The organism is Stenotrophomonas sp. TWI700 (assembly GCF_039673645.1).
Classification (GTDB): Bacteria; Pseudomonadota; Gammaproteobacteria; order Xanthomonadales; family Xanthomonadaceae; genus Stenotrophomonas; species Stenotrophomonas maltophilia_AA.
Window position 1 is genome coordinate 60,415 of sequence record NZ_JBDJMB010000003.1, and the last position, 21,745, is coordinate 82,159.

General features: G+C 66.5%; 19 protein-coding genes. 13 read left to right on the forward strand and 6 right to left on the reverse strand.

What is annotated here, in order from left to right; translation table 11 throughout:
* Window positions 1-10: 10 nt before the first annotated feature.
* Together polA and ABE473_RS03785 are read left to right on the forward strand one after the other, a co-directional pair.
* A complete protein-coding gene (gene polA, locus ABE473_RS03780) occupies window positions 11-2,782 on the forward strand; it encodes a DNA polymerase I (RefSeq protein ID WP_346488553.1) in 2,772 nt (923 codons plus the stop codon).
* A 357-nt stretch (window positions 2,783-3,139) separates the two neighbouring features.
* Window positions 3,140-3,613: a YetF domain-containing protein gene (locus ABE473_RS03785; RefSeq protein ID WP_346488554.1), complete on the forward strand. Its 474-nt coding sequence runs from the start codon at window positions 3,140-3,142 to the stop codon at window positions 3,611-3,613.
* Between the two features lie 72 nt (window positions 3,614-3,685).
* On the opposite strand, the gene hemF is transcribed toward ABE473_RS03785, so the two are convergent.
* The 5 genes from hemF to ABE473_RS03810 form a co-directional block, all read right to left on the reverse strand.
* Complete coding sequence (gene hemF / locus ABE473_RS03790; protein ID WP_176987813.1) at window positions 3,686-4,582, reverse strand: oxygen-dependent coproporphyrinogen oxidase; 897 nt, start codon at window positions 4,580-4,582, stop codon at window positions 3,686-3,688.
* Between the two features lie 52 nt (window positions 4,583-4,634).
* Entirely contained in the window at window positions 4,635-6,281 is a 1,647-nt protein-coding gene (locus tag ABE473_RS03795) for a hypothetical protein (protein ID WP_346488555.1), read from the reverse strand.
* A gap of 51 nt (window positions 6,282-6,332) precedes the next feature.
* Window positions 6,333-6,896, reverse strand: coding sequence for a hypothetical protein (locus ABE473_RS03800; protein WP_346488556.1), 564 nt, complete (start codon window positions 6,894-6,896; stop codon window positions 6,333-6,335).
* Window positions 6,897-6,962: 66 nt separating this feature from the next.
* Window positions 6,963-7,214: a hypothetical protein gene (locus ABE473_RS03805; protein ID WP_346488557.1), complete on the reverse strand. Its 252-nt coding sequence runs from the start codon at window positions 7,212-7,214 to the stop codon at window positions 6,963-6,965.
* Between the two features lie 7 nt (window positions 7,215-7,221).
* Window positions 7,222-9,588, reverse strand: coding sequence for a prolyl oligopeptidase family serine peptidase (locus tag ABE473_RS03810; protein ID WP_346488558.1), 2,367 nt, complete (start codon window positions 9,586-9,588; stop codon window positions 7,222-7,224).
* A gap of 234 nt (window positions 9,589-9,822) precedes the next feature.
* Between ABE473_RS03810 and ABE473_RS03815 the strand changes: the two genes are divergently transcribed.
* The 7 genes from ABE473_RS03815 to cydB all read left to right on the forward strand — a co-directional run bounded on the left by ABE473_RS03815 (window position 9,823) and on the right by cydB (window position 17,847).
* The gene (locus ABE473_RS03815; RefSeq protein ID WP_346488559.1) at window positions 9,823-10,149 is read left to right on the forward strand and encodes a hypothetical protein; all 327 of its coding nucleotides are present in this window, start codon (window positions 9,823-9,825) and stop codon (window positions 10,147-10,149) included.
* 70 nt (window positions 10,150-10,219) lie between these two features.
* Window positions 10,220-11,425: a hypothetical protein gene (locus tag ABE473_RS03820; RefSeq protein WP_346488560.1), complete on the forward strand. Its 1,206-nt coding sequence runs from the start codon at window positions 10,220-10,222 to the stop codon at window positions 11,423-11,425.
* A complete protein-coding gene (locus ABE473_RS03825) occupies window positions 11,422-12,246 on the forward strand; it encodes a hypothetical protein (protein ID WP_346488561.1) in 825 nt (274 codons plus the stop codon). The genes ABE473_RS03820 and ABE473_RS03825 overlap by 4 nt, the downstream gene beginning before the upstream one ends.
* 232 nt (window positions 12,247-12,478) lie before the next feature.
* A complete protein-coding gene (locus ABE473_RS03830) occupies window positions 12,479-13,765 on the forward strand; it encodes an ABC transporter permease (protein ID WP_346488562.1) in 1,287 nt (428 codons plus the stop codon).
* Window positions 13,766-13,774: 9 nt separating this feature from the next.
* Entirely contained in the window at window positions 13,775-14,989 is a 1,215-nt protein-coding gene (locus tag ABE473_RS03835; protein ID WP_346488563.1) for an FtsX-like permease family protein, read from the forward strand.
* A gap of 445 nt (window positions 14,990-15,434) precedes the next feature.
* Window positions 15,435-16,832, forward strand: coding sequence for a cytochrome ubiquinol oxidase subunit I (locus ABE473_RS03840; protein ID WP_346488564.1), 1,398 nt, complete (start codon window positions 15,435-15,437; stop codon window positions 16,830-16,832).
* A gap of 1 nt (window position 16,833) precedes the next feature.
* Complete coding sequence (gene cydB / locus ABE473_RS03845; protein WP_176987818.1) at window positions 16,834-17,847, forward strand: cytochrome d ubiquinol oxidase subunit II; 1,014 nt, start codon at window positions 16,834-16,836, stop codon at window positions 17,845-17,847.
* A gap of 623 nt (window positions 17,848-18,470) precedes the next feature.
* Here cydB and ABE473_RS03850 read toward each other — a convergent pair.
* The gene (locus tag ABE473_RS03850) at window positions 18,471-19,493 is read right to left on the reverse strand and encodes a pteridine-dependent deoxygenase (protein WP_346488565.1); all 1,023 of its coding nucleotides are present in this window, start codon (window positions 19,491-19,493) and stop codon (window positions 18,471-18,473) included.
* A gap of 181 nt (window positions 19,494-19,674) precedes the next feature.
* On the opposite strand from ABE473_RS03850, the gene ABE473_RS03855 reads away from it, so the two are divergent.
* From ABE473_RS03855 to ABE473_RS03870, 4 genes are read left to right on the forward strand one after another with little or no spacing between them, the layout of a single operon-like run.
* Window positions 19,675-20,409, forward strand: coding sequence for a beta-ketoacyl synthase chain length factor (locus ABE473_RS03855; protein ID WP_346488566.1), 735 nt, complete (start codon window positions 19,675-19,677; stop codon window positions 20,407-20,409).
* On the forward strand, window positions 20,402-21,205 hold the full coding sequence (locus ABE473_RS03860) for a lysophospholipid acyltransferase family protein (protein ID WP_346488567.1): 804 nt from the start codon (window positions 20,402-20,404) through the stop codon (window positions 21,203-21,205). The genes ABE473_RS03855 and ABE473_RS03860 overlap by 8 nt, the downstream gene beginning before the upstream one ends.
* Entirely contained in the window at window positions 21,192-21,452 is a 261-nt protein-coding gene (locus ABE473_RS03865; RefSeq protein WP_228886160.1) for a phosphopantetheine-binding protein, read from the forward strand. The genes ABE473_RS03860 and ABE473_RS03865 overlap by 14 nt, the downstream gene beginning before the upstream one ends.
* A 20-nt stretch (window positions 21,453-21,472) precedes the next feature.
* The gene (locus ABE473_RS03870) at window positions 21,473-21,730 is read left to right on the forward strand and encodes an acyl carrier protein (protein ID WP_176987821.1); all 258 of its coding nucleotides are present in this window, start codon (window positions 21,473-21,475) and stop codon (window positions 21,728-21,730) included.
* Window positions 21,731-21,745: the final 15 nt, after the last annotated feature.

Here is a 21,745-nt window from a genome sequence, read left to right on the forward strand (position 1 = left end):
GAATCGTCATATGAGCCGATTAGTCCTGATTGACGGGTCCAGTTACCTGTATCGCGCGTTCCACGCGCTTCCGCCGCTGACCAACGCACACGGTGAACCCACCGGCGCGTTGTTCGGCGTGGTCAACATGCTGCGCGCCACCCTGAAGGAGCGCCCCGAGTACGTCGCCTTCGTGGTCGATGCGCCCGGCAAGACCTTCCGTGACGACCTGTATGCCGACTACAAGGCCAACCGCCCGCCGATGCCCGACGACCTGCGCCCGCAGATCGAGCCGATGTGCCGCATCGTCGAGGCGCTGGGCCTGAGCATCCTCCGCATCCCCGGCGTGGAAGCCGATGATGTGATCGGCACGCTGGCCCTGCAGGGCCACCGCGATGGCCTGCAGGTGACCATCTCCACCGGCGACAAGGATTTCGCCCAGCTGGTCCGCCCGGGCATCGAGCTGGTCAACACCATGACCGGCAGCCGCATGGATTCGGACGCGGCCGTGATGGAGAAGTTCGGCGTGCGCGCCGACCAGATCGTCGACCTGCTGGCGCTGATGGGCGACGCGGTCGACAACGTGCCCGGCGTGGAGAAGTGCGGGCCCAAGACCGCCGCGAAGTGGCTGGCCGAGTACCAGCACCTGGACGGGGTGATGGCGGCGGCGCCGACCATGAAGGGCAAGATCGGCGAGAACCTGCGCGCGGCGCTGGAGCGCCTGCCGCTCAACCGCGAGCTGGTCACGATCCGTACCGATGTGCCGCTGGAAGTGACGGCGCAGACGCTGCCGCTGCGCGAGCCGGACGTGCCGTCGCTGAGCGAGCTGTACCTGCGCTACGGCTTCACCCAGGCCCTCAAGGAGCTGGGCGGCCCCGTGCCGGCCCCGGCCGCTGCCAGCGATGCCCCGGTCAGCCTGCGCGGCACCGCAGCCGGCTACGCCCGCGCCACGCCGGATGAGGCGGTGGTGCCGGTCGACCCGGCGCTCTCCGCGCCGGGCGAGTACGAGATGGTGCTCACCACCGGGCAGCTGGAGGCCTGGGTGCAGCGCCTGGCCGATGCCGAGCTGATCTCATTCGATACCGAGACCGACGCACTGGACGCCATGCGCGCCAACCTGGTCGGCATCAGCCTGGCGGTCGAACCGGGCCGGGCCGCGTACATCCCGGTCGGCCACGATTACCCCGGCGCGCCGGCGCAGCTGCCGCGCGAGCAGGTGCTCGAGGCGCTGCGTCCTGCCCTGGAAGACCCCACCAAGAAGAAACTTGGCCAGCACGGCAAGTACGACCTGCACGTGCTGCGCCGCCACGGCGTGAACCTGCAGGGGTATCACGACGACACCATGCTCGAGAGCTTCGTGCTCAATTCCACCGCCACGCGCCATGACATGGACTCGCTGGCGATGCGCTACCTGGGCTACACCACGATCAAGTTCGAGGAGGTCGCCGGCAAGGGCGCCAAGCAGATCTCGTTCTCGCAGGTCGGCCTGGACGAAGCCTGCCGCTACGCCGCCGAAGATGCCGACGTGACCCTGCGCCTGCACCACGCGCTGCAGCCCCAGCTGCAGGCCACGCCGTCGCTGGACAGCGTCTACCGCGACATCGAGATGCCGCTGGTGCCGGTGCTGGCGCGGATCGAAGCCAATGGCGTGCATATCGACATGGCCGAGCTGCGCCGGCAGAGCCAGGACCTGGGCTCGCGCATGCTGGCCGCCCAGCAGAAGGCCACCGAGCTGGCCGGGCGCACCTTCAACCTGGATTCGCCCAAGCAGCTGCAGGCCGTGCTGTTCGACGAGCTCCAGCTGCCGGCGCTGGTGAAGACCCCCAAGGGCCAGCCCAGCACCAATGAAGAGGCGCTGGAGGCGATCGCCGAGCAGCACGAACTGCCGCGCGTGATCCTGGAGTACCGCGGGCTGGCCAAGCTGCGCAGCACCTACACCGACAAGCTGCCGGAGATGATCAACCAGGACACCGGGCGGGTACACACCAGCTACCACCAGTCCGGTGCCGCCACCGGCCGGTTGTCGTCCTCCGATCCGAACCTGCAGAACATCCCGATCCGCACCGAGGACGGCCGCCGCATCCGCCGCGCTTTCGTGGCCCCGCCGGGCCGCAAGATCTTGGCCTGCGATTACTCGCAGATCGAGCTGCGGATCATGGCCCACCTTTCCGAGGACCCGGGCCTGGTGCGGGCCTTCGAGCAGGGCGTGGACGTGCACCGGGCGACCGCGGCGGAAGTCTTCAGCCGGCCCCTGGACGAGGTGACCTCCAACGAGCGCCGGGCCGCCAAGGCGATCAACTTCGGCCTGATGTACGGCATGAGCGCGTTCGGGCTGGCCCGCAACCTGGGCATCGACCGCGGCCAGGCCCAGGACTACGTGGCCCTGTACTTCAGCCGCTACCCGGGCGTGCGCGACTTCATGGAGCGCATGCGCCAGCAGGCCCGCGAGCAGGGCTATGTCGAGACGCTGTTCGGCCGCCGCCTGTACCTGAACGACATCAACGCCCGCAACCAGGGCCTGCGGGCCGGTGCTGAACGGGCCGCGATCAATGCCCCGATGCAGGGCACCGCCGCGGACATCATCAAGCGCGCCATGGTGAACGTGGACAGCTGGCTGCAGGACCACGGCGACCAGGCCACGATGATTTTGCAGGTGCACGATGAACTGGTCTTTGAAACCGAAAGCAGTTTCCTCGACACCTTGCGTTTGAAAGTCGTTGAACTGATGTCCTCCGCCGCCGAACTGCGTGTTCCGCTGGTGGTGGATGCGGGCGTGGGCGACAACTGGGACGAGGCGCATTGAGGCCTGAATCACAGTCGAAAGGCTGAATCGGTTCAGTGGTCCGCGATAATCTGACTGTTGGATGAATGTTTATGGGAAGAGGCCCGGATTAATTGGGCCCCTTCACGAACTATCAATGTTCGGGGTGCTTTTATAGACCTCGACAGGCGCAATGCCTGTTGTGGATCTCTCCCATCCCCTGGAGCAGATCTCGGAACGGGGGCTCCTCCCCAAGCGCCCGTTCCCCGGCCCCGCTAACCTCCCCCTGGTTGGCGGGGCTTTTTATTTGTGGCGTTGGAACATGCCGCCCGCGACGCCCGGCCATTGCCTCGCGCCGGGTGCCGGCCCATGCTGGCCTGACCAGCCCGGGGAGAGGCAATGAGCGACCTGTTTACATTGGCCATGCCGTGGTGGGAATTCATCCTGCGCGCGGTGGTGGTGTACGCGGTGGTGCTGGGCATGGTGCGGCTGTCCGGCAAGCGCGCGCTGGGACAGATCACGCCGTTCGACGTGCTGCTGATCGTGCTGCTCGGCAACGCGGTGCAGAACGCACTGCTCGGCGAAGACACTTCCCTGGGGGGCGGCCTGCTGCTGGCGGCGACCCTGATCTCGATCAACTACGGCGTGGGCTGGCTGAGCACGCGCAGCCGTCGCGTGGAGACCCTGGTCGAAGGCGAGCCGATCCTGATCGCCCGCGACGGCAAGGTGCTCGATTCGGTGCTCAAGCGCGAACTGGTCACCCCGGCCGATCTGGACGCGGCGATGCGTCAGCAGGGCTGCCTGTCGATCGACGACGTCGCCCTGGCGGTGCTGGAGATCAACGGGCACATCACGATCGTCCCGAAGAAATAAAAAATAACGGGGACGGAGGTAGTTAAGCGCCCGCGCTTAACTACCTCCGTCCCCGTTACTGCTCCGTTACTGCTACACCCAGTCGCGCGGTACCAGGTAATCCGCCAAACGCGCCTCATCGCTGCCGGCCTCCGGCTGGAACCCATACTCCCAGCGCACGCGCGGCGGCAGGCTCATCAGGATGCTTTCGCTGCGCCCGCCGCTCTGCAGCCCGAACAGGGTGCCGCGGTCGTAGACCAGGTTGAATTCGACGTAGCGGCCGCGACGGTACAGCTGGAACTCGCGCTCGCGCTCGCCATACGGGGTGTCCTTGCGACGCTCGACCAGCGGCAGATAGGCCTCCAGGAAGCCATCGCCGACCGCGCGCAGATAGGCGAAATCGCGCTCGAAATCGCCGTGCAGGTCGTCGAAGAACAGCCCACCGACGCCGCGCGTCTCGTTGCGATGGCGCAGGAAGAAATACTCATCGCACCAGCGCTTGTGCGCGGCATAGCGCTCCTCGCCGAACGGCGCGCACAGATCGTGCGCGACCTGGTGCCAATGCCGCACGTCCTCGTCGATCGGATAGAACGGGGTGAGATCGAAGCCGCCGCCGAACCACGATGCGACCTCCACGCCATCGCGCTCGGCACGGAAGTAGCGCACGTTGGCATGCGTGGTCGGCAGGTAGGGATTGGCCGGATGGAACACCAGCGATACGCCGGTGGCGCGCCATGAGGCACCGGCCAGCTCGGGGCGGTTGGCCGAGGCCGATGGCGGCAGGCGCGTGCCAGCCACATCGGAGAACCCGATCCCGGCCTGCTCGAACACCGCGCCATCGCGCAGGATGCGGGTGCGGCCACCGCCGCCCTCCGCGCGTTGCCACACATCTTCGGCAAAGCGCGCCTGGCCGTCGGCGGTTTCGATCGCCGCACAGATGCGGTCCTGCAGGTCGGTCAGATACGCGCGGACGCGGTCGAAGTCGTTCATGGGCGCTACTTTACCGCAGGCCGGTGCACGGCCTGCGTGTGCCCGCGTGAGCTCAACGGCCGCCTTTGCGGTTGGTGCTCTTGCTGTTTTTCGTCGGGGCGGGCGTTTCGGACGGTGTGTCCTCGGCATCGACATCGGCATCCGCATCCGCGTCGCCTTCAGCCGCCATGCGCTCGGCGATCTGCTCCAGCCCGGCGCTGACCTGCATCAGCCCCCAGTTGCGGGTCGCGTGGACATCGCAGGCGACGTGCGTGCCTTTGCCATCCTTTGCGCAGACGGCGGCCATCTGCTCGGGCAGCGCCTCGTCACCGGTGTGTTCGTAGACGCTGGCCAGGTTCTCGCAGCCTTCGCGCACACCGGCCGTGCACAGCTTCAGATAGAACGGCGCCGCCTCGGCCCAGCGGTCGCGCAGGGCCAGCTGGTGGCCGGCGGCATTGCAGCCCTGCAGCTTGCCGGCCGCGCAGCAGGCCTGGGCGCCGCCCTCACGGCCCAGCGTCGGGCAGTCCTGCGGCAGCGGGGTTTCGACGAAGACCACCGGCGCGCTGCACTGCTGCGCCTCGCCGGTGCGCTCGTAGTAGCTGAAGCGGTTCCAGCTGTCCATGCCGATCAGGTTGCCGTTGGCCAGGCGCTTGAACACGAAGTCGTCGCCCTGGTCGTGGCGCACGCGGATGTCGCCATCGACCAGGCGCGCGCGCAGCTTGCCGCCGAAGCCGCTGGCGAGCATGCCGCCATCGCCGAACGGCAGATGGTCCATCAGGCCCTGGCTGGCCACGTAGCTGCCGCAGGGCAGGGCGGTGGCCGCCTGCGGAGTCAGTGCCTTGGCATCCAGCTTGGCCAGCGGCGCCGCCCGTTCACAGGCGCGCGGGTCCTTGCCGCGGCTGCAGGCCCGCTGCAGCGCATCGCGGGCGGGGACCAGGCGGCCGGCCTCCCACAGGGCTTCTGCAGCCTTGGCGCAGAACGTGCCGCCGGTCTGTGCCTGGCAGATCGTGGTGATCTCATCGAGCTGAGCGGCCGGCAACGGCGAGGCATCGGCGGCGGCGAGCCCGCCGAGCAGGGCCTTGGCAAAGGCCTGGCCCATGGCGTCACGCGCGGCCTCCAGGCAGGCGGCCTGGTCGTACTGGGCGGAGTCGGGCTTGCAGACCTCCGGCTCGGCCATATCCGGGCTGTCGTCCTGCGTGGCGGCCAGCGTCCTGGCTTCTTGCGCCTCGGACTGGAAGTTGGACAGCAGGCGCTTGCAGGCGGCCGGGACATCCTCGCGGCACCACTGGCGGAGGCGGTCGTTGTCGGCGAAAAGCATGTCGTCCAGGCAGGTGCCGATCTCGGCCCGGCAGGACGCAGCGGGGAACACCGTGGCGGGGCGACAGGTCGCGGCCTTCTGCAACCGGTACGCGTTGAAGCGGTCGCTGAGCCGGCGGCCGCCGTCCTCCACGGTCAGCGCGCCGACGCCGCCGTTGTCCAGGTCGGCCAGCTTCAACTCATTGCCGAGGCGGCTCAGCAGGTAAGGTTCGGGCGCCTGCCCGGGGATCTGCCGATAGCCCTGGTTGGCGCTCTCCAGCGTCAGCGTGGTGCCGGTGTCCTCGGCCAGGAAGGTGCCGCAGACCATGGCCTGGGCCGCCGCGGGCAGGCTGACCGCCGTGAGCAGGGTGAACAGCGTCGCGCGCCAGCCGTGGCGGCGCAGGAGGGGAATCGAAACAGTCACAGCATCATCCTTGCGGGGTGGTGCAGCGCACGCGGGCGCTGCGGGGGAAACTCAGCGGCGGAACAGCGCACGCACATCCGGCGCACACAGGCGCACGATCAGCCAGACATGGAGCACCGCGAACGCGACAGCGGTCAGTCCGGTCAATCCCGTCCAGATCACGCGTAGCACCCGCAGGTCTCTGCGCAGTTGCAGGATCTCCAGCGAGTAGGTCTCCGCCGGCAGCTGCGCCAGCACATGCCGGAACGCATCGTCGACGGCCCACACCACCACTCCGTTGAGTACGGCGGTCACGGCGAGCAGCACGACGAACGACGCCCACGCCCCACGCCAGCGGCGCAGCATGCCCCAGCACGACACGGCGCCGGCCAGGCTCGACACGCACAGCAGCACGTTGGCCAGGACCGGATGCGCCAGCAGCCACTGCAGCGTGCCGGGCAGCCAGTGCAGGTCCTCGCCGGCCAGCATCGCCTGCAGGGTGTCGGTAGCGGACAACGGAATGGAGATCAGCGCCAGCACCGCCCACAGCGCGGCCGAGGCCAGGCAGACCAGCAGCACGGACTTGAGCAGGGGTGCGAGGAACGCAGGCGCACCATCGCCGCTGGGGCGTGGCATGAACGAAGGCAATTGCGGGGGAAACGACGCTGACATCCGGTGTCCTGGTTGGGCAGGCCACGACGTCTAGGTCGCAGCCACCGCGTTTGCGGCCGCGGGCAGGATAGGGTCTGCGCTCAGCGGTGCCAAGCGCACGCCATGCGGCGGACGCAGCGGCACCCAGGCCAGTTCGGCGATTTCCGCCTGCGCCCGGGGCGTGCCGGTGACCGTCACCCGGTACGCATCGGCGCGCACGCGGTGCCCGGCATCGAAAACGACCGCGGCGACGATATCGATCGTCGCCGCGGCGTGCTGCACGTCAGGGGGAATCGACGTCATCGCTCGATTACTTCAGGGTCTCTTCGAACAGCTTGAGGATGCGCTTGTACTGGTCCAGCCACGAATCGGCACGCACATAGCCGTGGCGCTCCAGCGGATACGGCGCGATCGTCCAGTTGTCCTTGTGCAGCTCGATCAGCTTCTGGGTGAGGTTGACCGAGTCCTGGAAGAACACGTTGTCGTCCATCATCCCGTGCGCGATCAGCAGGTGATCCTGCAGGCCTTCGGCGTATTCGATCGGCGACGACGTGCGGTACGCCTCCGGGTCGATGTCCGGGGTGTTGAGGATGTTGGCGGTGTAGCCGTGGTTGTACTGGTGCCAATCGACCACCGGGCGCAGCGCGGCGCCGGCCTTGAACGTGCCCGGCGAGCGGAACAGCGCCATGAAGGTCATGAAGCCGCCGTAGGAGCCGCCGTAGATGCCGGCGTGGTCGCGGTCGCCCTGCTTGGTCTGGACCAGCCAGTCCAGGCCGTCCTTGTAGTCTTCCAGTTCCGGATGGCCCATGTTGCGGTAGATCGCCGTGCGCCAGTCGCGGCCATAGCCTTCGCTGCCGCGGTAATCCATGTCCAGCACGATGTAGCCCTTCTGCACCAGCAGGTTGTGGAACATCTGCTCGCGGAAGTAGGCGGGGTAACGCTGGTGCACGTTCTGCAGGTAGCCGGCGCCGTGCACGAACATGGCGATCGGGTACTGCTTGCCCGGCGCGAAGGTCTCCGGGCCGTAGTACTTGGCCCAGACCACGCCGGCACCGTGCTTGGACGGCACCTGCACCAGCTTGGGCTGGATCCACTCGCGCGCCTTGAATTCAGCGCTACGGGTATCGGTCAGCACCTTGGCCTGGCCGCCGGCGGTGGGCACCACGGCCAGCTGGGTCGGCAGGTAGGCGCCGGAGTAACGCACCAGCAGCTGCTGGCCGTCCGGGGAGAGCGAGAAGTCTTCCACGCCATTGAGCGAGGTCAGCTCACGCACCTGCCTGCTGGCATTGTCGACCGCGCACACCTCGTAGTCGCCCGGCGACTGCTGGTTGCACAGGAAGTAGAACCCGCGGCCGTCGGCGCTGGGGACCGGCATCGAGGTTTCCCACTTGCCGCTGGTCAGCGCCTGCGGCCTGGCCGTGCCCTGCTGGGTGTACAGGTGCGAATAGCCGGACTCTTCGGACAGCAGCCACAGCGTGCGGTTGTCGTTGGACCAGCCGAAATCGTTGAAGCTCCAGTTGATCCAGGCGCTGTCGGTCAGGCGATGACGCGTCTCCAGCTTGCCGCTGGTCGGGGTCACGCTGGCGATCCAGCGGTCCTTGTTGTCGTTGGCACGCAGCATGATCGCGGCCTGCTGGCCGTCGGGGCTCCAGCGGATGCCGGGCACACCGGGGCCACCGAGCACTTCCACCGGGCGGTTGCCCTTCAGGGCGTCCTTGCCGGCCGCCTTGCGCAGCGCGGCCAGCGGGTCGGTGGCGATGCCCGGCAGGCCGTCCAGCGACAGCGGCTTGACCGTGCCGGCAACGGCATCGACCAGCCACAGCGCGTTCGGTTCCGGATCGTTGCGGCCGACGCGGGTGCGGGTGTCTTCGAACTCTTCGTAACCGGATTCGGTCACGTATTTGGGCATTTTGCCGCCGCGGCCTTCATCGAAGCTCTTCGGCTTGGTCACCACGATCAGGGTGTGCGCATCGGGCGACAGCACGCTGTCGACGATCTCCACGTCGGCGCCCAGATACACCGGGCCCGGCGCGCGGGTACCGTCGGCACGGCGCCAGCTGGCTTCCTGTGCCTTGAGCGCCTCGCGCTGGGCGCGGTCGTTGCGCAGTGTGGCCAGGGTGCGCAGCTGCTGCTCGCGCAGGGTGTCGGCCTTGGGGGCGTCGTCCGGGTTCTTCTCGGCCTTCAGGCTGGCCACCTGCTGCACGCCGGCGGCGGCGGTCCAGTGGAACCACGCCTGGCCGGTGCGCCAGATCACACCGCCGTCGCGGGAGAAATTGACCGCGCCGGACTTCTCGGTGCTGCGGGTCAGCTGGGTCAGCGCGCCGCTGCGCAGGTCGCGCACGAACACATCGCCATTGCGCACGAAGGCCGAGCGCTGGCGCGCGCTGTCGTAGACCGGGCTGTCCACGTCCAGGGTGCCGCGCTGGTCATCGCCGACCTGGGCGGCCACGCCACCGGCCACCGGCTGGCGGAAGGTGTCGCGCACCGGGCTGCCGCTGCGCTTGAGCTGGTACTCGACCTGCTGGCTGTTCCAGGACCACCACGCGCTCTCGACCGGCGGACCGATCCAGTCCGGGTCGGCCATCGCCTGCTCGATGGTGATCGGCGTCGGCGCCGCATGGGCAGCGCCGCCGAGAGCGGCGAGCAGCAGCAGGGACAAAGGCAGCGTTCTGGGCATTGCGGGCGGCACCAATGAGGAAAACCCGGCAAGCGTAGCAGCCCGACTCCCGAGCGGGCTGGGCCAGTGGTAATGGATACGTCACAAAATGATCCAGAGCCCCTTGACCGCGCATTTATGCAGTGTTAACTAATAAGCGTCGGCTGAGTCCGACGGCAGTCGCAGGAGCGCATGCCGAAGAATGGATGTGGCCTTCTGTGGCTATACCTTCAACAATAGAAAGGAAGTCTCCGTATGTCCAAGAAAATCGACAAGAAGGTCCTTCTCTCGCCCGTGCTGGCCGCGATGCTGGGCATCGCCGGCACCGCAGGTGCCACCGAAAGTCAGCTGCCTTCGGACGCCAACACCCTGGTGGTCACCAGCTCGCAGATCGCCAGCCCATCGCTCGAGTTGAACATCGACTACCTGGATATCCAGGGCCAGCTCGAACTCGACGATGCGATGGCAGGCACCGAGTGCACGCTGTACTCGAGCGGTGGCACCAAGTGCACCTTCTACTCCTCCGACTCCATGGAGAAGTTGATCGCTGGCGAATACGGCGACGGCATCTTCGACGTCTGATGGAAGCGGCCGCCATCTTGTTGATGGCGGCCGTCCAATCACGCTGCCAGGAGGAGACAGGATGTCTCATATGCTCGATCACCTGCTGCTTGCCATGCAGCAGGACCAACAATCCCCGGAAATCTTCTCATCGCTGCTCTCGAGCTGGATCGAGCATACGGCGACTGAACTGGGCGAGGTCATTTCCCGCCATGGCGCCACCGACCATGCTCAGCGCACCCTGATCGATAAGGTGCTTGAGCGTTACCAGAGTCTTGATGATGTCAGTCGTGGCCGCTTCCTGCTGTCCGCGGACGTATCCAGTTACCTGGAAGAACCGGACGGAATGGCCTTCGAGGGTGAACACGTGGGAACGAGGAGCCTGCTGCAGGCCCTCGCGGACGCTCTGGAACGCGAGCATGTCATCGCGTGCATCCGCACCGGCCGGGATGTCACCACGGACGGCGACAGGGTGGACAGCCCGCTCGGCGATGTCATCGCCAGGCGCGGGGAACTCGGCTGGTCACTGGAGTCACGGCAGACCATCGGCGGCGTCATCGCGCTGGATGTCGACAGTACGCTGTCGATGCGCTACGAACCGGACAGCGGTACATTCTGCCGCGCCCGCCTTGAGGTGGACGACACCGAACACCAGCTGATCGCCGACAAGCTGGAGCGCGCGATGGCGCTGATCGACGCCGCGACACCGCTGTTCGGACTGATGATCAGGTCGTTCACCCGTCGCATCATGGTGCGCAAGTCGGTTGGCTTGGACGAGCCGGTGGAGCGCGTACCCCTCGGCTCGGAGTATCGGCCCATCCATACCGGCTGCATCCGCATACTCAACGTGCATCGAAGCGAAATGACCGTGGTTCTCTGCGCCGAGGCGATCCTGCACGAATCCACGCACAGCTTCCTGTCTGCGTATGAATCCATCCACGGCAAGTTCATGTCCTCGGAGATCCGGTTCAGGCCCGTCTCGCCATGGTCCGGGAACTACATTCCCAATCATTCGCTGGCACACGCGATCTTCGTCTACTACGCATTGCATGAGCTCTTCGATCATGCCCTGCGCGACGCCACGATCGAAGATGAGGCAATCCTGCGCAGCCTAAAACGCCGGCGCCTGGATGTTGCCGTGGGCTTCTGTCTCGGCCAGTCCCTGTCCAGCATGTTCCTGCTTGATGAGGTGGTGCCGCCGCGCTTCATGCAGATCGTCGATTGCATGCAGGAAAACATACGTCAGCGGTACAGGCAGAAAGCCATCCCACAACCGGAACGTCGGAGGGCTGCATGAGCCGCGCCATCGTCGTATTGCATACCAACCCCTTCGATGGCGTGGCCGAAGTGCTGCGCGGTCGCCCTGGCGTCACGTGTGTGCACCTGGATGAAATCAGCAAGCACTGGACCATCGGCGAAGGCCATGCGCCGACCGACATCGCGTATCCGGAGCCATTGCTTGCCTTATTCACCGATGCTTACGTGATCAACCGGGTCTTCGACTTCAACCACTGCGAGGCCGGACGTCGCCTGCAAGCGGCCGACCTGCATGGCCTGTGGGGCTACATCGCGTTGTCGGCGCTGCTCGAACGCGCACATACGCTGGCGCACGAGAACGGATCGAGGGGGGTAAGCAGATCACTGCTGCCCTTGAACGCACAGTGGTTCAAGCTGGCCGGCATCTGCAACGGGATCGCCTTCCCCGCATTCGAGTTTGGCTTTGGCCGTGTGGACCCGGACCTGTCCAAGCTGACCAATGCATTGCAGAAGTCACTGTGGTCATACTTTTCCTGGAAGACCGAAAACAGCCTCAACGAAGAAGAGAAGGACTGGCACAGGTTCTACGTGGATCGTCCCGAGGGCACTCCCGTCGTCTGCATCTACCACGAAGGCAACATCGAACTGCAGTTTCCACGTGGGAATGTGGAGGTGGATCGATCGCTGTACCAGCACATCGCCGACGGGGCCCGCCAGGCATTTGCAAGTGAAATGGGCGAGCTGCTGCTCTACGAGCGCGAGGATGCCCCGCCGCTGTTCTGTGCCTTCAGTCCATACATGGCCAATGCCACGCGCAGTGCGACCTTTGGCGATGCGGTGATGGAAACACTGGCGGCGTAGTGCTTCCACCGACCACAGCGGCCAGTCGAGGCGGTCGGCGACATCAACTGCAACCGATGCTCCGGTTCGTGCATCTTTGTAACTGACATCCACCAACGGAGCATCACCGTGAAGGAAATGATCCCGATCATGCTGTTCATCTGTATCGCCTACGCCGTTACCCGCGGCAGCGGCGTAACGGCAGGAGCGACTTCGTGTTGATGGCTCGCCTACCGCGCAATCAGGGGTCAAGATGATCGGCTACTACGCTCTCCTGGCGCTGCGCCGCCTTCGGCAGAACGCCATGGCTTACGCCGTCGTAGCGCTGGTTCTGGGCGCGGGTGTCGGCTGCACGATGATCATGCATTCGATCGTGCGCCAGATCACTCATGATCCTGCGCCCGGTCGCAGTGGGTACCTGTACCGTCCGGCGCTGGATGTGAGGCCGGAAGCGCAGCGTCGGGCGGGCGGCGAAGCGAGCGGCAATCTGACATGGCCGGATGCGCGGCAGTTGCTGGATGGGGGCAGGCAGTGGCCGCAGGTTGCCATGGCTGGTGGCCGGGCTGCCGTCAAGGATGCGAGCGGACGGCCCTTCAACGTCCGCGCGCGTTACGCCACCGACGGCGTGTTCACTGTATTGGGAATACCGCTCGAACAAGGCCGTGGGTGGACGCGCGCCGAAGGGGAGGGGGCACAACGCGTGGCAGTGGTCACCGCGCCGCTGCTCGCACGGGTGTGCAGTGCGGGGCCTTGCCTGGGCACGACCATTGAACTGGATGGGCATTCGTACCGCGTCATCGGCGTAACCAAGCCCTGGCACCCGGTCCCGATGTATCACGCAGACTTGCCGGGCAGCGCCTTTGCCGAGCCGGACGAGGTGTTTCTGCCGCTGGCGGCCGCGGTAGCGGACGACTTGGTGGTGGATGGCAGCATCTCGGCCTGGGGCGATGGCGGTGATACACCCCGGTTGGGCCCGACGATGGCCTGGCTGCAGCTCTGGACGTGGCTTCCGACCACCGACGATGTGCGGCAGTACGAACAGATGCTGCGTACCCACGCTCTCTTACGTGAGCTCCCTGCGGACCAGGCCAAGGTCTGGAGGATGGCCGATTGGCTGGATCTGAAGGGACTGGTCCCGCCCGATACTCGGATCCAGCTCTGGTTGTCCTACCTGTTGCTGGCTGTCTGCGTGACGAATGCTGGCGCGCTGCTTTACCTCACCCTCGACCGCCGTCGGCATGAAATGGCGATCCGCCGCGCCATCGGCGCACGGCGCGTTGATGTTCTGGTTCAGCTGCTGCTTGAAGCGGCCGTGGCAGGTGCCCTGAGCGGCGTGGTTGCCGTCGTGGTTTACGTGGGTGGGATGGAGTTCGTGCGGTCCAGCCGTGTGGTCGCATCCACGCTGACGGTGGTCGAGCCGGTCACTGCCGGGCTCGCCCTGCTCATCGGCGTTGCGGCCGCACTTGCGTGTGCAGCCGTGCCGGCACTTCGGCTCTGCACGCGCCAGGTCGCGGTACAGCAGATCGCAACAAGTCCATAGGGAATAGTCATGTTGATCCTCAAGGCATTGCGCCACTATCTTCCCGGCGCGCTGCTGCTGACCACGCAAGCCGCGCTGGCTTGCGCGGTGTGCATTCTGTCCCTCTCCGTGATCAGGGATAGTCAATCCCGATTGGGCGCACGCGTAAGCAGCGATGCGGAGCGCATCTGGATCGTGCATGCCGCCGACCCCGTGGGCAAACAGGCTTCGCCGGAGACAATCCGCGAAGACCTCGCGCTCCTCTCAAGGTTGGCGGGAGTCCAAGCCGCCGCGGCGGCCGATGCGATCCCGTTCGGCGGGCGATCCCGGCGGTTTGGCCTGTGCAACAGCGCAAAAGCCATGGAAGACGCCATTTCTGCGGGCTCCATCGAGGTGAAGGGCTGCCAGCAGCCCCCGGTCATCACCGCGACCGAGCGCTGGCTGTCCTCGATGGGTATCCCCGTGCTGCAGGGGCGGGACGCGGATCCTGCGGAGGTTGCCACGGGCGCTCGCGTGATTCTGTTGAGCCAGGCGCTTGCCCGCGTTCTATATGCCGACGAGCCGGCTGTGGGCCGTCAGGTTTACCTCGGTCCGGATGATGTGCGTACTGTGATCGGTGTGTTCGACGCCGTGGCGGGCCCTTCGCCCATGGGGAGCGAGGTCGACACCCAGTGGGCCGTCCAGCCAGGCTATCCGGGGGGAAGTCAGCGCTACTTTGCCATGCACGCCCAGCCAGGGCTGGGCCGGCAGGTCGTCGATGGTGCGATCGAGGGCCTGTATGGCCTTGAGGCTTACCGGATGCTGGATCCGGAGAAGGCGCGTTCGCTGGCGGAGTATCGTGATGAGTTCCTGCGGGCCGATACGTTCAAGGCCCGGCTGCTGGGTTCGATGACCGTGCTTGTGCTGGTGATCATGATGGTGGGGGTTTCCGGCATGGTCGGATCCTGGGTAAATCGGCGTCGCCGCGCCATCGGTATTCGCCGTGCACTAGGTGCCCGGCAGCGCGACATCCTCTCCTACTTCCTGGTGGAGAACCTGTTGCTGTCCGCGCCCGGTGCGCTTCTTGGCCTTGCCCTTGCAGCGGCCATCACGCATTTCTCCCGCTTGGAGGCACTCTCCAGCTGGGGTGCGGGCACCGCAGCCGTTGCAGTGTCCGTCGTCATGGTGACCAACGTGCTGGCCTGCCTGCAGCCCTCACTGCGGGCTGCACGACAGGAGCCCTTGGAGTTGCTGCGCGCGCGATGATCACCTCGGGGCGAGCAAGCCCTGCCGGGCCGGTCGAGGCACTGGGCGCCGAGGAGGATGGGCCACGGAAGACCCGCATCATCGCTGGCGGTCAGCAGGCTGTCTTGGCGTTGAGGGGGTGTCGGCAATCCACCTGATGGAGGAGGAGCCAAGGCCCCCAACCTCAGCCGGGCGCTCCAGGCCGGCAGTTGACCGCCGCGCTGGGGGCTGAGCCCATCCCAGCGCCTGATGATCGGCCTACACGGCGTGGAAGAGTTCGATATCCGTGAGATCGCCCAAGTGCCCTCACCTGGCAGGCACCGCTGGAGAGGTGGACCACCGACCAACCCTGAACCCGGCCTCCACCTGCGACAAAGTGAAGCAGCGCGTCACCGGGTCGCATGTGCCTTTCACGGATACCGGCCCAGACTGGTGCGGATTTCCAGAAACCAGTCGGAGGCGTCACGTGGACGCGTTGTTGTTGTCGCGGATCCAGTTCGGGTTCGTCATCAGTTTCCATGTGCTGTTCCCGGCCTTCACGATCGGTACCGCCAGCTGGCTGGCCTTTGTCGAATCGCGCTGGCTGCGTACCGGCAATCCGGTCTGGCGCGAGCTGTACTTCTTCTGGCAGAAGATCTTTGCCGTGTCCTTCGGCATGGGCGTGGTCAGCGGCATCGTCATGGCCTTCCAGTTCGGCACCAACTGGCCACGGCTGAGCGAGGTCGCCGGGACGGTGATAGGGCCGCTGCTGACCTATGAAGTGCTCACCGCGTTCTTCCTGGAGGCCAGCTTCCTGGGCGTGATGATGTTCGGCTGGGGCAAGGTCTCGCCGCGCCTGCATTTCTTCTCCACCTGCATGGTGGCGCTGGGCACGCTGGTCTCCACGTTCTGGATCCTGTCCTCCAACAGCTGGCTGCAGACGCCGGCCGGTTACGAAATCATCGACGGCATCGTGCACCCGCAGAACTGGTGGCAGGTGGTGTTCAACCCGTCCTTCCCGTATCGCCTGGCGCACATGGCCTTGGGCTCGTTCATCACCACGTGCTTCGTGATCGGCGGCGTGGGCGCGTGGTATCTGCGCAAGGACGTGCACCGCGAGGCCGGGCGCAAGATGCTGCTGGCGGCGGTCGGCTTCGCTGCGTTGACGGTCCCGGTGCAGATCTTCGTCGGCGACATGCACGGCCTGAACACGCTCAAGCACCAGCCGATGAAGATCGCGGCGATGGAAGCGCACTGGCACTCCGAAGGCGAGGGCAAGGGCGTCCCGCTGGTGGTGTTCGCGGTGCCCAATGAAAAGGCCGAACGCAATGACTACGAAATCGCGATCCCGCGCCTGGGCAGCCTGATCCTGACCCATTCGCTGGACGGCAGCTTCGAGCCGCTGACCTCGGTGCCCGCCAGTGATCGGCCCCCGGTGGTACCTGTGTTCTTCGCGTTCCGGGTGATGGTCGGGCTGGGCACGCTGATGCTGCTGCTGGCCTGGGTCTCCGCGTTCCAGTGGTGGCGCGGCAAACTGCTGCAGTCGCGCTGGTTGATCCGCGGCTGGAACTGGATGCTGCCCAGTGGCTTCATCGCGCTGATCTCGGGGTGGTTCGTGACCGAGATGGGCCGGCAGCCGTGGGTGGTCTACGGCGTGCTGCGTACCGCCGATGCGGTGGGCCCTCACAGCGCGTGGATGACTGCGTTGTCGCTGGGCGTGTACATCGTCGGCTATGCGTTCGTGTTCGGTTGGGGCGTCTGGTACCTGGTGAAGATCATCCGTACCGGTCCCAAGCCGCACGATCCGGCGCCGAAACTGGATGCCGGCAGCCACACCCCGGCGCGGCCGCTGTCCGGTGCCGATGAACCGCTGGAGGAGCGCTGAGATGGAAATGACGACCTGGCTGCCCGTGGCATGGTTCGCGGTGATCGGTTTTGGGGTGCTGATGTACGTGGTGCTGGATGGCTTCGTCCTCGGCATCGGCATCCTCGCGCCGATGGCCGAGGATGAAGAACAGCTCGACATCATGATGAACACCGCCGCCCCGATCTGGGACGGCAACGAAACCTGGCTGGTGCTGGGCGGGGCCGGCCTGATGGCGGCCTTCCCGAAGGCTTACGCGGCGCTGCTGTCGGCGCTGTACCTGCCGGTCCTGCTGCTGGTGGTGGCGCTGGTATTCCGTGGCGTGGCGTTCGAATTCCGCTTCAAGGCGCACCGCTCGCGCAAACTGTGGAGCGTGGCGTTCGGCTTGGGGTCGCTGCTGGCCGCCTTCGCGCAGGGCGTAATCCTGGGCGCGCTGGTGCAGGGCCTGCAGGTGGTGGACGGCCGTTACGTCGGCGGCGCGTTCAGCTGGTTCAGCCCGTTCTCGATGCTGACCGGCGCGGCGGTGGTGTTCGGTTACGCGCTGCTGGGCAGCACGTGGCTGATCCTCAAGACTGAAGGCCGCGAGCAGACCTTCGCCCGCACCTTGACCCGCCCGCTGGTGGTGGCGGTGATCGTGTTCATGGGGCTGGTCAGCGCCTGGCTGCCGTTCCTGGATTCGCGCCTGATGGCGCGCTGGTTCAGCGATGGCAATTTCTGGTGGCTCTCTCCCGTGCCGTTGCTGACCCTGGCGGTCGCCACGGCACTGTGGCGCAGCGCGATGCACCCCAAGCGCGACCTGCCGCCGTTCCTGTTGACGCTGGCCCTGTTCGTGCTGGGCTTCATCGGCCTGGTGCTGGGCATGTGGCCCTACCTGCTGCCGCCGAGCATGACCTTGTGGCAGGCGGCCGCGCCGGCATCGTCGTTGAGTTTCAGCCTGGTCGGGCTGGTGATCCTGCTGCCGGTGATCCTGGGCTATACGGCGTGGTCATACCGGGTATTCCGCGGCAAGGTGCGGGCGGATGTGGGGTATCACTGAGGAAAGCGCGGTGGCTATTCCCGGTTCCGTGTGGGCGAGGGCGGTCAGACCCTGCCCGGACGCGCCGTAAACCCATCCATGGGGGCTCGTGAGCGGCTTGCACGTGTACGCAGTCCTGCGTACACGGCAAGACCGGGGTTGGGCGTCCTGCCCAACCCGCCCGACGCGTGCGTCGGGCCCATGCCGCTCCAACGGTCCCGGCAGGGTCTGACCGCCCTCGCCCTGCAGAGTTTGCGTCGTCGGTTGGAAGAAGCCAGCCGCAAAAGAAGGGTCAAAGGCAGCCGACCAGCGGTCGGCTCTACCAGAGCCAGAGCGTGGCATCGCCAGATGCATCGGGAAGAAACAAACAGCGTCGACCCGGCACTGCATTTGATGTTCACCATGCGCACCAGCCAACTGTGGAAGGGGCGGTGTGGGTGGGGTGGCGGGACCATGTGTTGCCATGGATGGCAATGAGCTTACATGGGTGAAGGCGCATTGCTCGCGAGGCACTGCCTCGCATGCGACTGAACGCACAGCCGTCAGCGGCTGGGCCGGGCCGCGGAGCGGGACTTGCAGCGGGTCCCGATACCCCACCCACGCCGACCCAGGCCAGGCACGACCGGCAAATCAAGGCTTTTGGCTCAGCCGTGCAGCCCCTCGATCTCCACCAGCAGCTCCGCACGACACACCTCGGCGTGCAACACCACGAACGGCGGCGCCGTCGGCAGTGCCGCCATCTGCGCCGCCACCGCCGCCATATCCTCCGCACGACGCACATACACCTTCAGCACCGACGTCGAACCCAACACCGGTGACAGCGACGGCCGCTGACCGCGCGCCGTCTCCACCAGACTCTGCAGATTCGTCAGCGTCTCCCGCAACTGCTCATCCACCGCCCCCGTGTGCTGCGACACATGCCCCACGATCGCCGCCGTCCCCGACTGCAGCAACGGCAGGCCCGTGGCCAACGGCGGCAGCAGCGCCCGCGAAAAACTCGGCGACTGTGGCCCGTACTGGCGTGGATAGCGGAACGCGCTCACCTGGCGCGGATTCTCCAACGGCTGGCCCGGCTCGCGTGCCGACAACCAGTACACCTGCAGCCGACGCTCGCCATCGAAACGGCCAATGCAGGTCGCCGCCGGCAGCGCAGCTTCATCCAGCTCACGCAGGCCCCGCACGCGGCCCACGCAGAAACGCCGGTAGCGCTCCTGATCACCCTCGCCCTCGGTCACCGCATCCAGATAGTTCCAGGTCCGCAACAGATGCGGATACCCGCAGCGCGACAGGAACGCGCTCATCCGCGCGTAGGCCTCGGCCGCGGCGGTCTCGATGTCGCTGTCGATCTCGTCGATGTCCAGCACCCCGAACAGCAGCTGGCCGTTGTGCGACCAGCGCACGCCGTCGGTGACGCCGTGCTCGACGGGGGTATCGCCGCGCCAGACCTCGATCTGCGCCGGGCCTTGCTCCGCCAGTGGTACCTGCAGCCAGCGCGGGTCATCCAGCGTGGTGCGGGGCAGGCCGAAGCCGAACACGGCCAGCGTCTGTGGGTCGGCCAGGGCCGCGTCACGCTGCGCCGCCGGGACGTAGGCGACATGGAACAACGCAGATCCGGAGGAAAGGGGGGCGACTGCCGGGGCCGTTGCGTTGTCGATCGTGTTGCTCATTTCAGAATGTGAATGCTGCCAGTGCCGAGAGTGTCATGATAGCGTGCGCTCCTTTCTCGGCACCGCCACCGGTGCCAGGCGATGTCGACGACAGGCGTGGAATGGCTGGCATGGGGGGCCGTTCTGCGTTGCCACCATGGCTCGTGCCTTCTCTTGGTACCCATCCATCATGTTGGCGGGAATGATTGAGTTTTCAGTAATCGATTGGGCGGCGTGGGCGCCGGGCATCACGACCCGGGCGGAGTGGCAGGCGTGGGCGAAGGCCCCTTGGCTGCCGGCCGGCGACGATACCCCGGCGTTGTCCGAAGTGCCGGCCATGCAGCGGCGCCGGATCGAACGGCTGGGGCGCATGGCGATCCAGACCGCGTGCTGGTGCGAGCAGCCCGACGACGGTGGCCAGGCGCCGCTGGTGTTCGCCTCGCGCCATGGCGATGTGGCCCGCTCGATGGAACTGCTCAACACCTTGAGCGCGGACCAGCCGATGTCGCCGACCGGCTTCGGGCTGTCGGTCCACAACGCGATCGCCGCGCTGTACTCGATCGCCCGCGGGCATCGGGGCAACTATCTGGCCCTCGCGGCCGGCCGCGCCACGGTCGAGACCGCCTGCGTCGAGGCCTTCGGGCTGCTCGCCGATGGCGCGCCCGAGGTGCGGCTGGTGGTCTATGAATCCCCCTTGCCACCGATCTACGCCGGCTTCGCCGACGAGCCCGACCCGTTCTTCGCCTGGTGCTGGCGGCTGGGCCCGGCTGACGGTCCGGGCACCCGGCTGTCGCTGGGCTGGGGCGCCGGCGGCGAGGACCGACCCTCCCAGGGGCTGCCGCACGGTCTGGAAGCCCTGCGTTTCCTGCTCGACGGCGGGCCTGCGCTGGGGCTGGATGCCGACGGCCAGCATTGGACCTGGCAGCGCCATGGCTGAGCGTTGGCCGGCCCGGATCAACCGTACCTGGCGGGTGCTGGGCACGGGCCTGAGCTTTGCCGCCTTCGGGATCGGCGGGCTGGTGCTGGGCGGCCTGCTGTTCCTGTCGCTGCTGCTGATCCGCGATCCGGTGCGCCGGCGCGTGCTGGCCCGGCGGCTGGTGCAGGCCGGGTTCGCCACCCACGTGGGCCTGATGCACCGGCTCGGGCTGATGACGTATGACATCCGCGGGGGCGAGCGCCTGCAGCGCAACGGTCTGCTGATCCTGGCCAACCACCCGACCCTGATCGACGTGGTGCTGTTGATCGCCCAGCTTCCCAATGCTGACTGCGTGGTCAAGCAGGCGGTGGCGCGCAACCCGTTCATGCGCGGCCCGGTCCGGGCAGCGGGCTATGTCTCCAATGACGACGGTGCCGGGCTGGTCGACGACTGCATCGCCGCGGTCCGGGCCGGCGGCAACCTGGTGATCTTCCCCGAGGGCACCCGCACGGTGCCCGGCCAGCCGCCGAAGCTGCAGCGCGGGGCGGCCAACATCGCCGTGCGGGGCCGGCTGGACATCACCCCGGTGCGGATCACCTGCACCCCGCCGACCCTGACCAAGGGCGAGAAATGGTATCGTGTGCCATCACGGCGATTTCACGTTCAGCTGGAAGTCGGGGAAGATCTCCCGATTGCCCCGTTTCTGAACGAGACCGGCGATGCGCCCAGGGGGGATGCCTTGGCGGCCAGGCGTGTGACCGATCATCTTGCCCATTACTTCGACTTCGCTGGAGACCCGACCCGTGCAGGCACTTGAGCACGAGATCAAGGAATTGATCATTTCATCGCTTTCACTGGAAGACATTACTCCCGAAGACATCGATCCCGCCGCCCCCCTGTTCGTCGAGGGGTTGGGCCTGGATTCGATCGACGCGCTGGAACTTGGATTGGCCCTGCAGAAAAAGTACGGTGTCAGCCTGTCAGCCGATTCGGAAGAGACCCGTCGCCATTTCTCCAGCGTGCGTGCCCTGAGCGAGTTTGTCGCCGCACGCCAGCCGTCCTAACGGCGCGTCAGGATTTACCCATGACCAAGACCGAACTTTTCGAGCGCATCGTCAAGATCCTCAAGGACAGCTTTGAGATCGAGCCGAGCCGCATCACGCCCGCCGCGCGCCTGTACGACGACCTGGACATCGACAGCATCGACGCGGTCGACCTGATCGTGCAGCTCAAGCCGCTGCTCGGCCGCAATCTGCAGCCGGAAGCGTTCAAGCAGGTGCGTACCGTGCAGGACATCGTCGATGTGGTGCACGGGCTGTTGCCCGGTCAAGCGGCCGCCTGACGGCCATCGCTGAAG

Excerpts from the sequence above, each read along its gene's own strand:
- hemF (WP_176987813.1), bottom strand. The coding sequence starts at position 4,582 with ATGAACGACTTCGACCGCGTCCGCGCGTATCTGACCGACCTGCAGGAC.
- ABE473_RS03800 (WP_346488556.1), bottom strand. The coding sequence starts at position 6,896 with ATGCCACGCCCCAGCGGCGATGGTGCGCCTGCGTTCCTCGCACCCCTG.
- ABE473_RS03855 (WP_346488566.1), top strand. The coding sequence starts at position 19,675 with ATGATTGAGTTTTCAGTAATCGATTGGGCGGCGTGGGCGCCGGGCATC.
- ABE473_RS03870 (WP_176987821.1), top strand. The coding sequence starts at position 21,473 with ATGACCAAGACCGAACTTTTCGAGCGCATCGTCAAGATCCTCAAGGAC.
- ABE473_RS03830 (WP_346488562.1), top strand. The coding sequence starts at position 12,479 with ATGATCGGCTACTACGCTCTCCTGGCGCTGCGCCGCCTTCGGCAGAAC.
- polA (WP_346488553.1), top strand. The coding sequence starts at position 11 with ATGAGCCGATTAGTCCTGATTGACGGGTCCAGTTACCTGTATCGCGCG.
- ABE473_RS03860 (WP_346488567.1), top strand. The coding sequence starts at position 20,402 with ATGGCTGAGCGTTGGCCGGCCCGGATCAACCGTACCTGGCGGGTGCTG.
- ABE473_RS03785 (WP_346488554.1), top strand. The coding sequence starts at position 3,140 with ATGAGCGACCTGTTTACATTGGCCATGCCGTGGTGGGAATTCATCCTG.
- ABE473_RS03815 (WP_346488559.1), top strand. The coding sequence starts at position 9,823 with ATGTCCAAGAAAATCGACAAGAAGGTCCTTCTCTCGCCCGTGCTGGCC.
- ABE473_RS03835 (WP_346488563.1), top strand. The coding sequence starts at position 13,775 with ATGTTGATCCTCAAGGCATTGCGCCACTATCTTCCCGGCGCGCTGCTG.
- ABE473_RS03850 (WP_346488565.1), bottom strand. The coding sequence starts at position 19,493 with ATGAGCAACACGATCGACAACGCAACGGCCCCGGCAGTCGCCCCCCTT.
- cydB (WP_176987818.1), top strand. The coding sequence starts at position 16,834 with ATGGAAATGACGACCTGGCTGCCCGTGGCATGGTTCGCGGTGATCGGT.
- ABE473_RS03820 (WP_346488560.1), top strand. The coding sequence starts at position 10,220 with ATGCTCGATCACCTGCTGCTTGCCATGCAGCAGGACCAACAATCCCCG.
- ABE473_RS03825 (WP_346488561.1), top strand. The coding sequence starts at position 11,422 with ATGAGCCGCGCCATCGTCGTATTGCATACCAACCCCTTCGATGGCGTG.
- ABE473_RS03810 (WP_346488558.1), bottom strand. The coding sequence starts at position 9,588 with ATGCCCAGAACGCTGCCTTTGTCCCTGCTGCTGCTCGCCGCTCTCGGC.
- ABE473_RS03805 (WP_346488557.1), bottom strand. The coding sequence starts at position 7,214 with ATGACGTCGATTCCCCCTGACGTGCAGCACGCCGCGGCGACGATCGAT.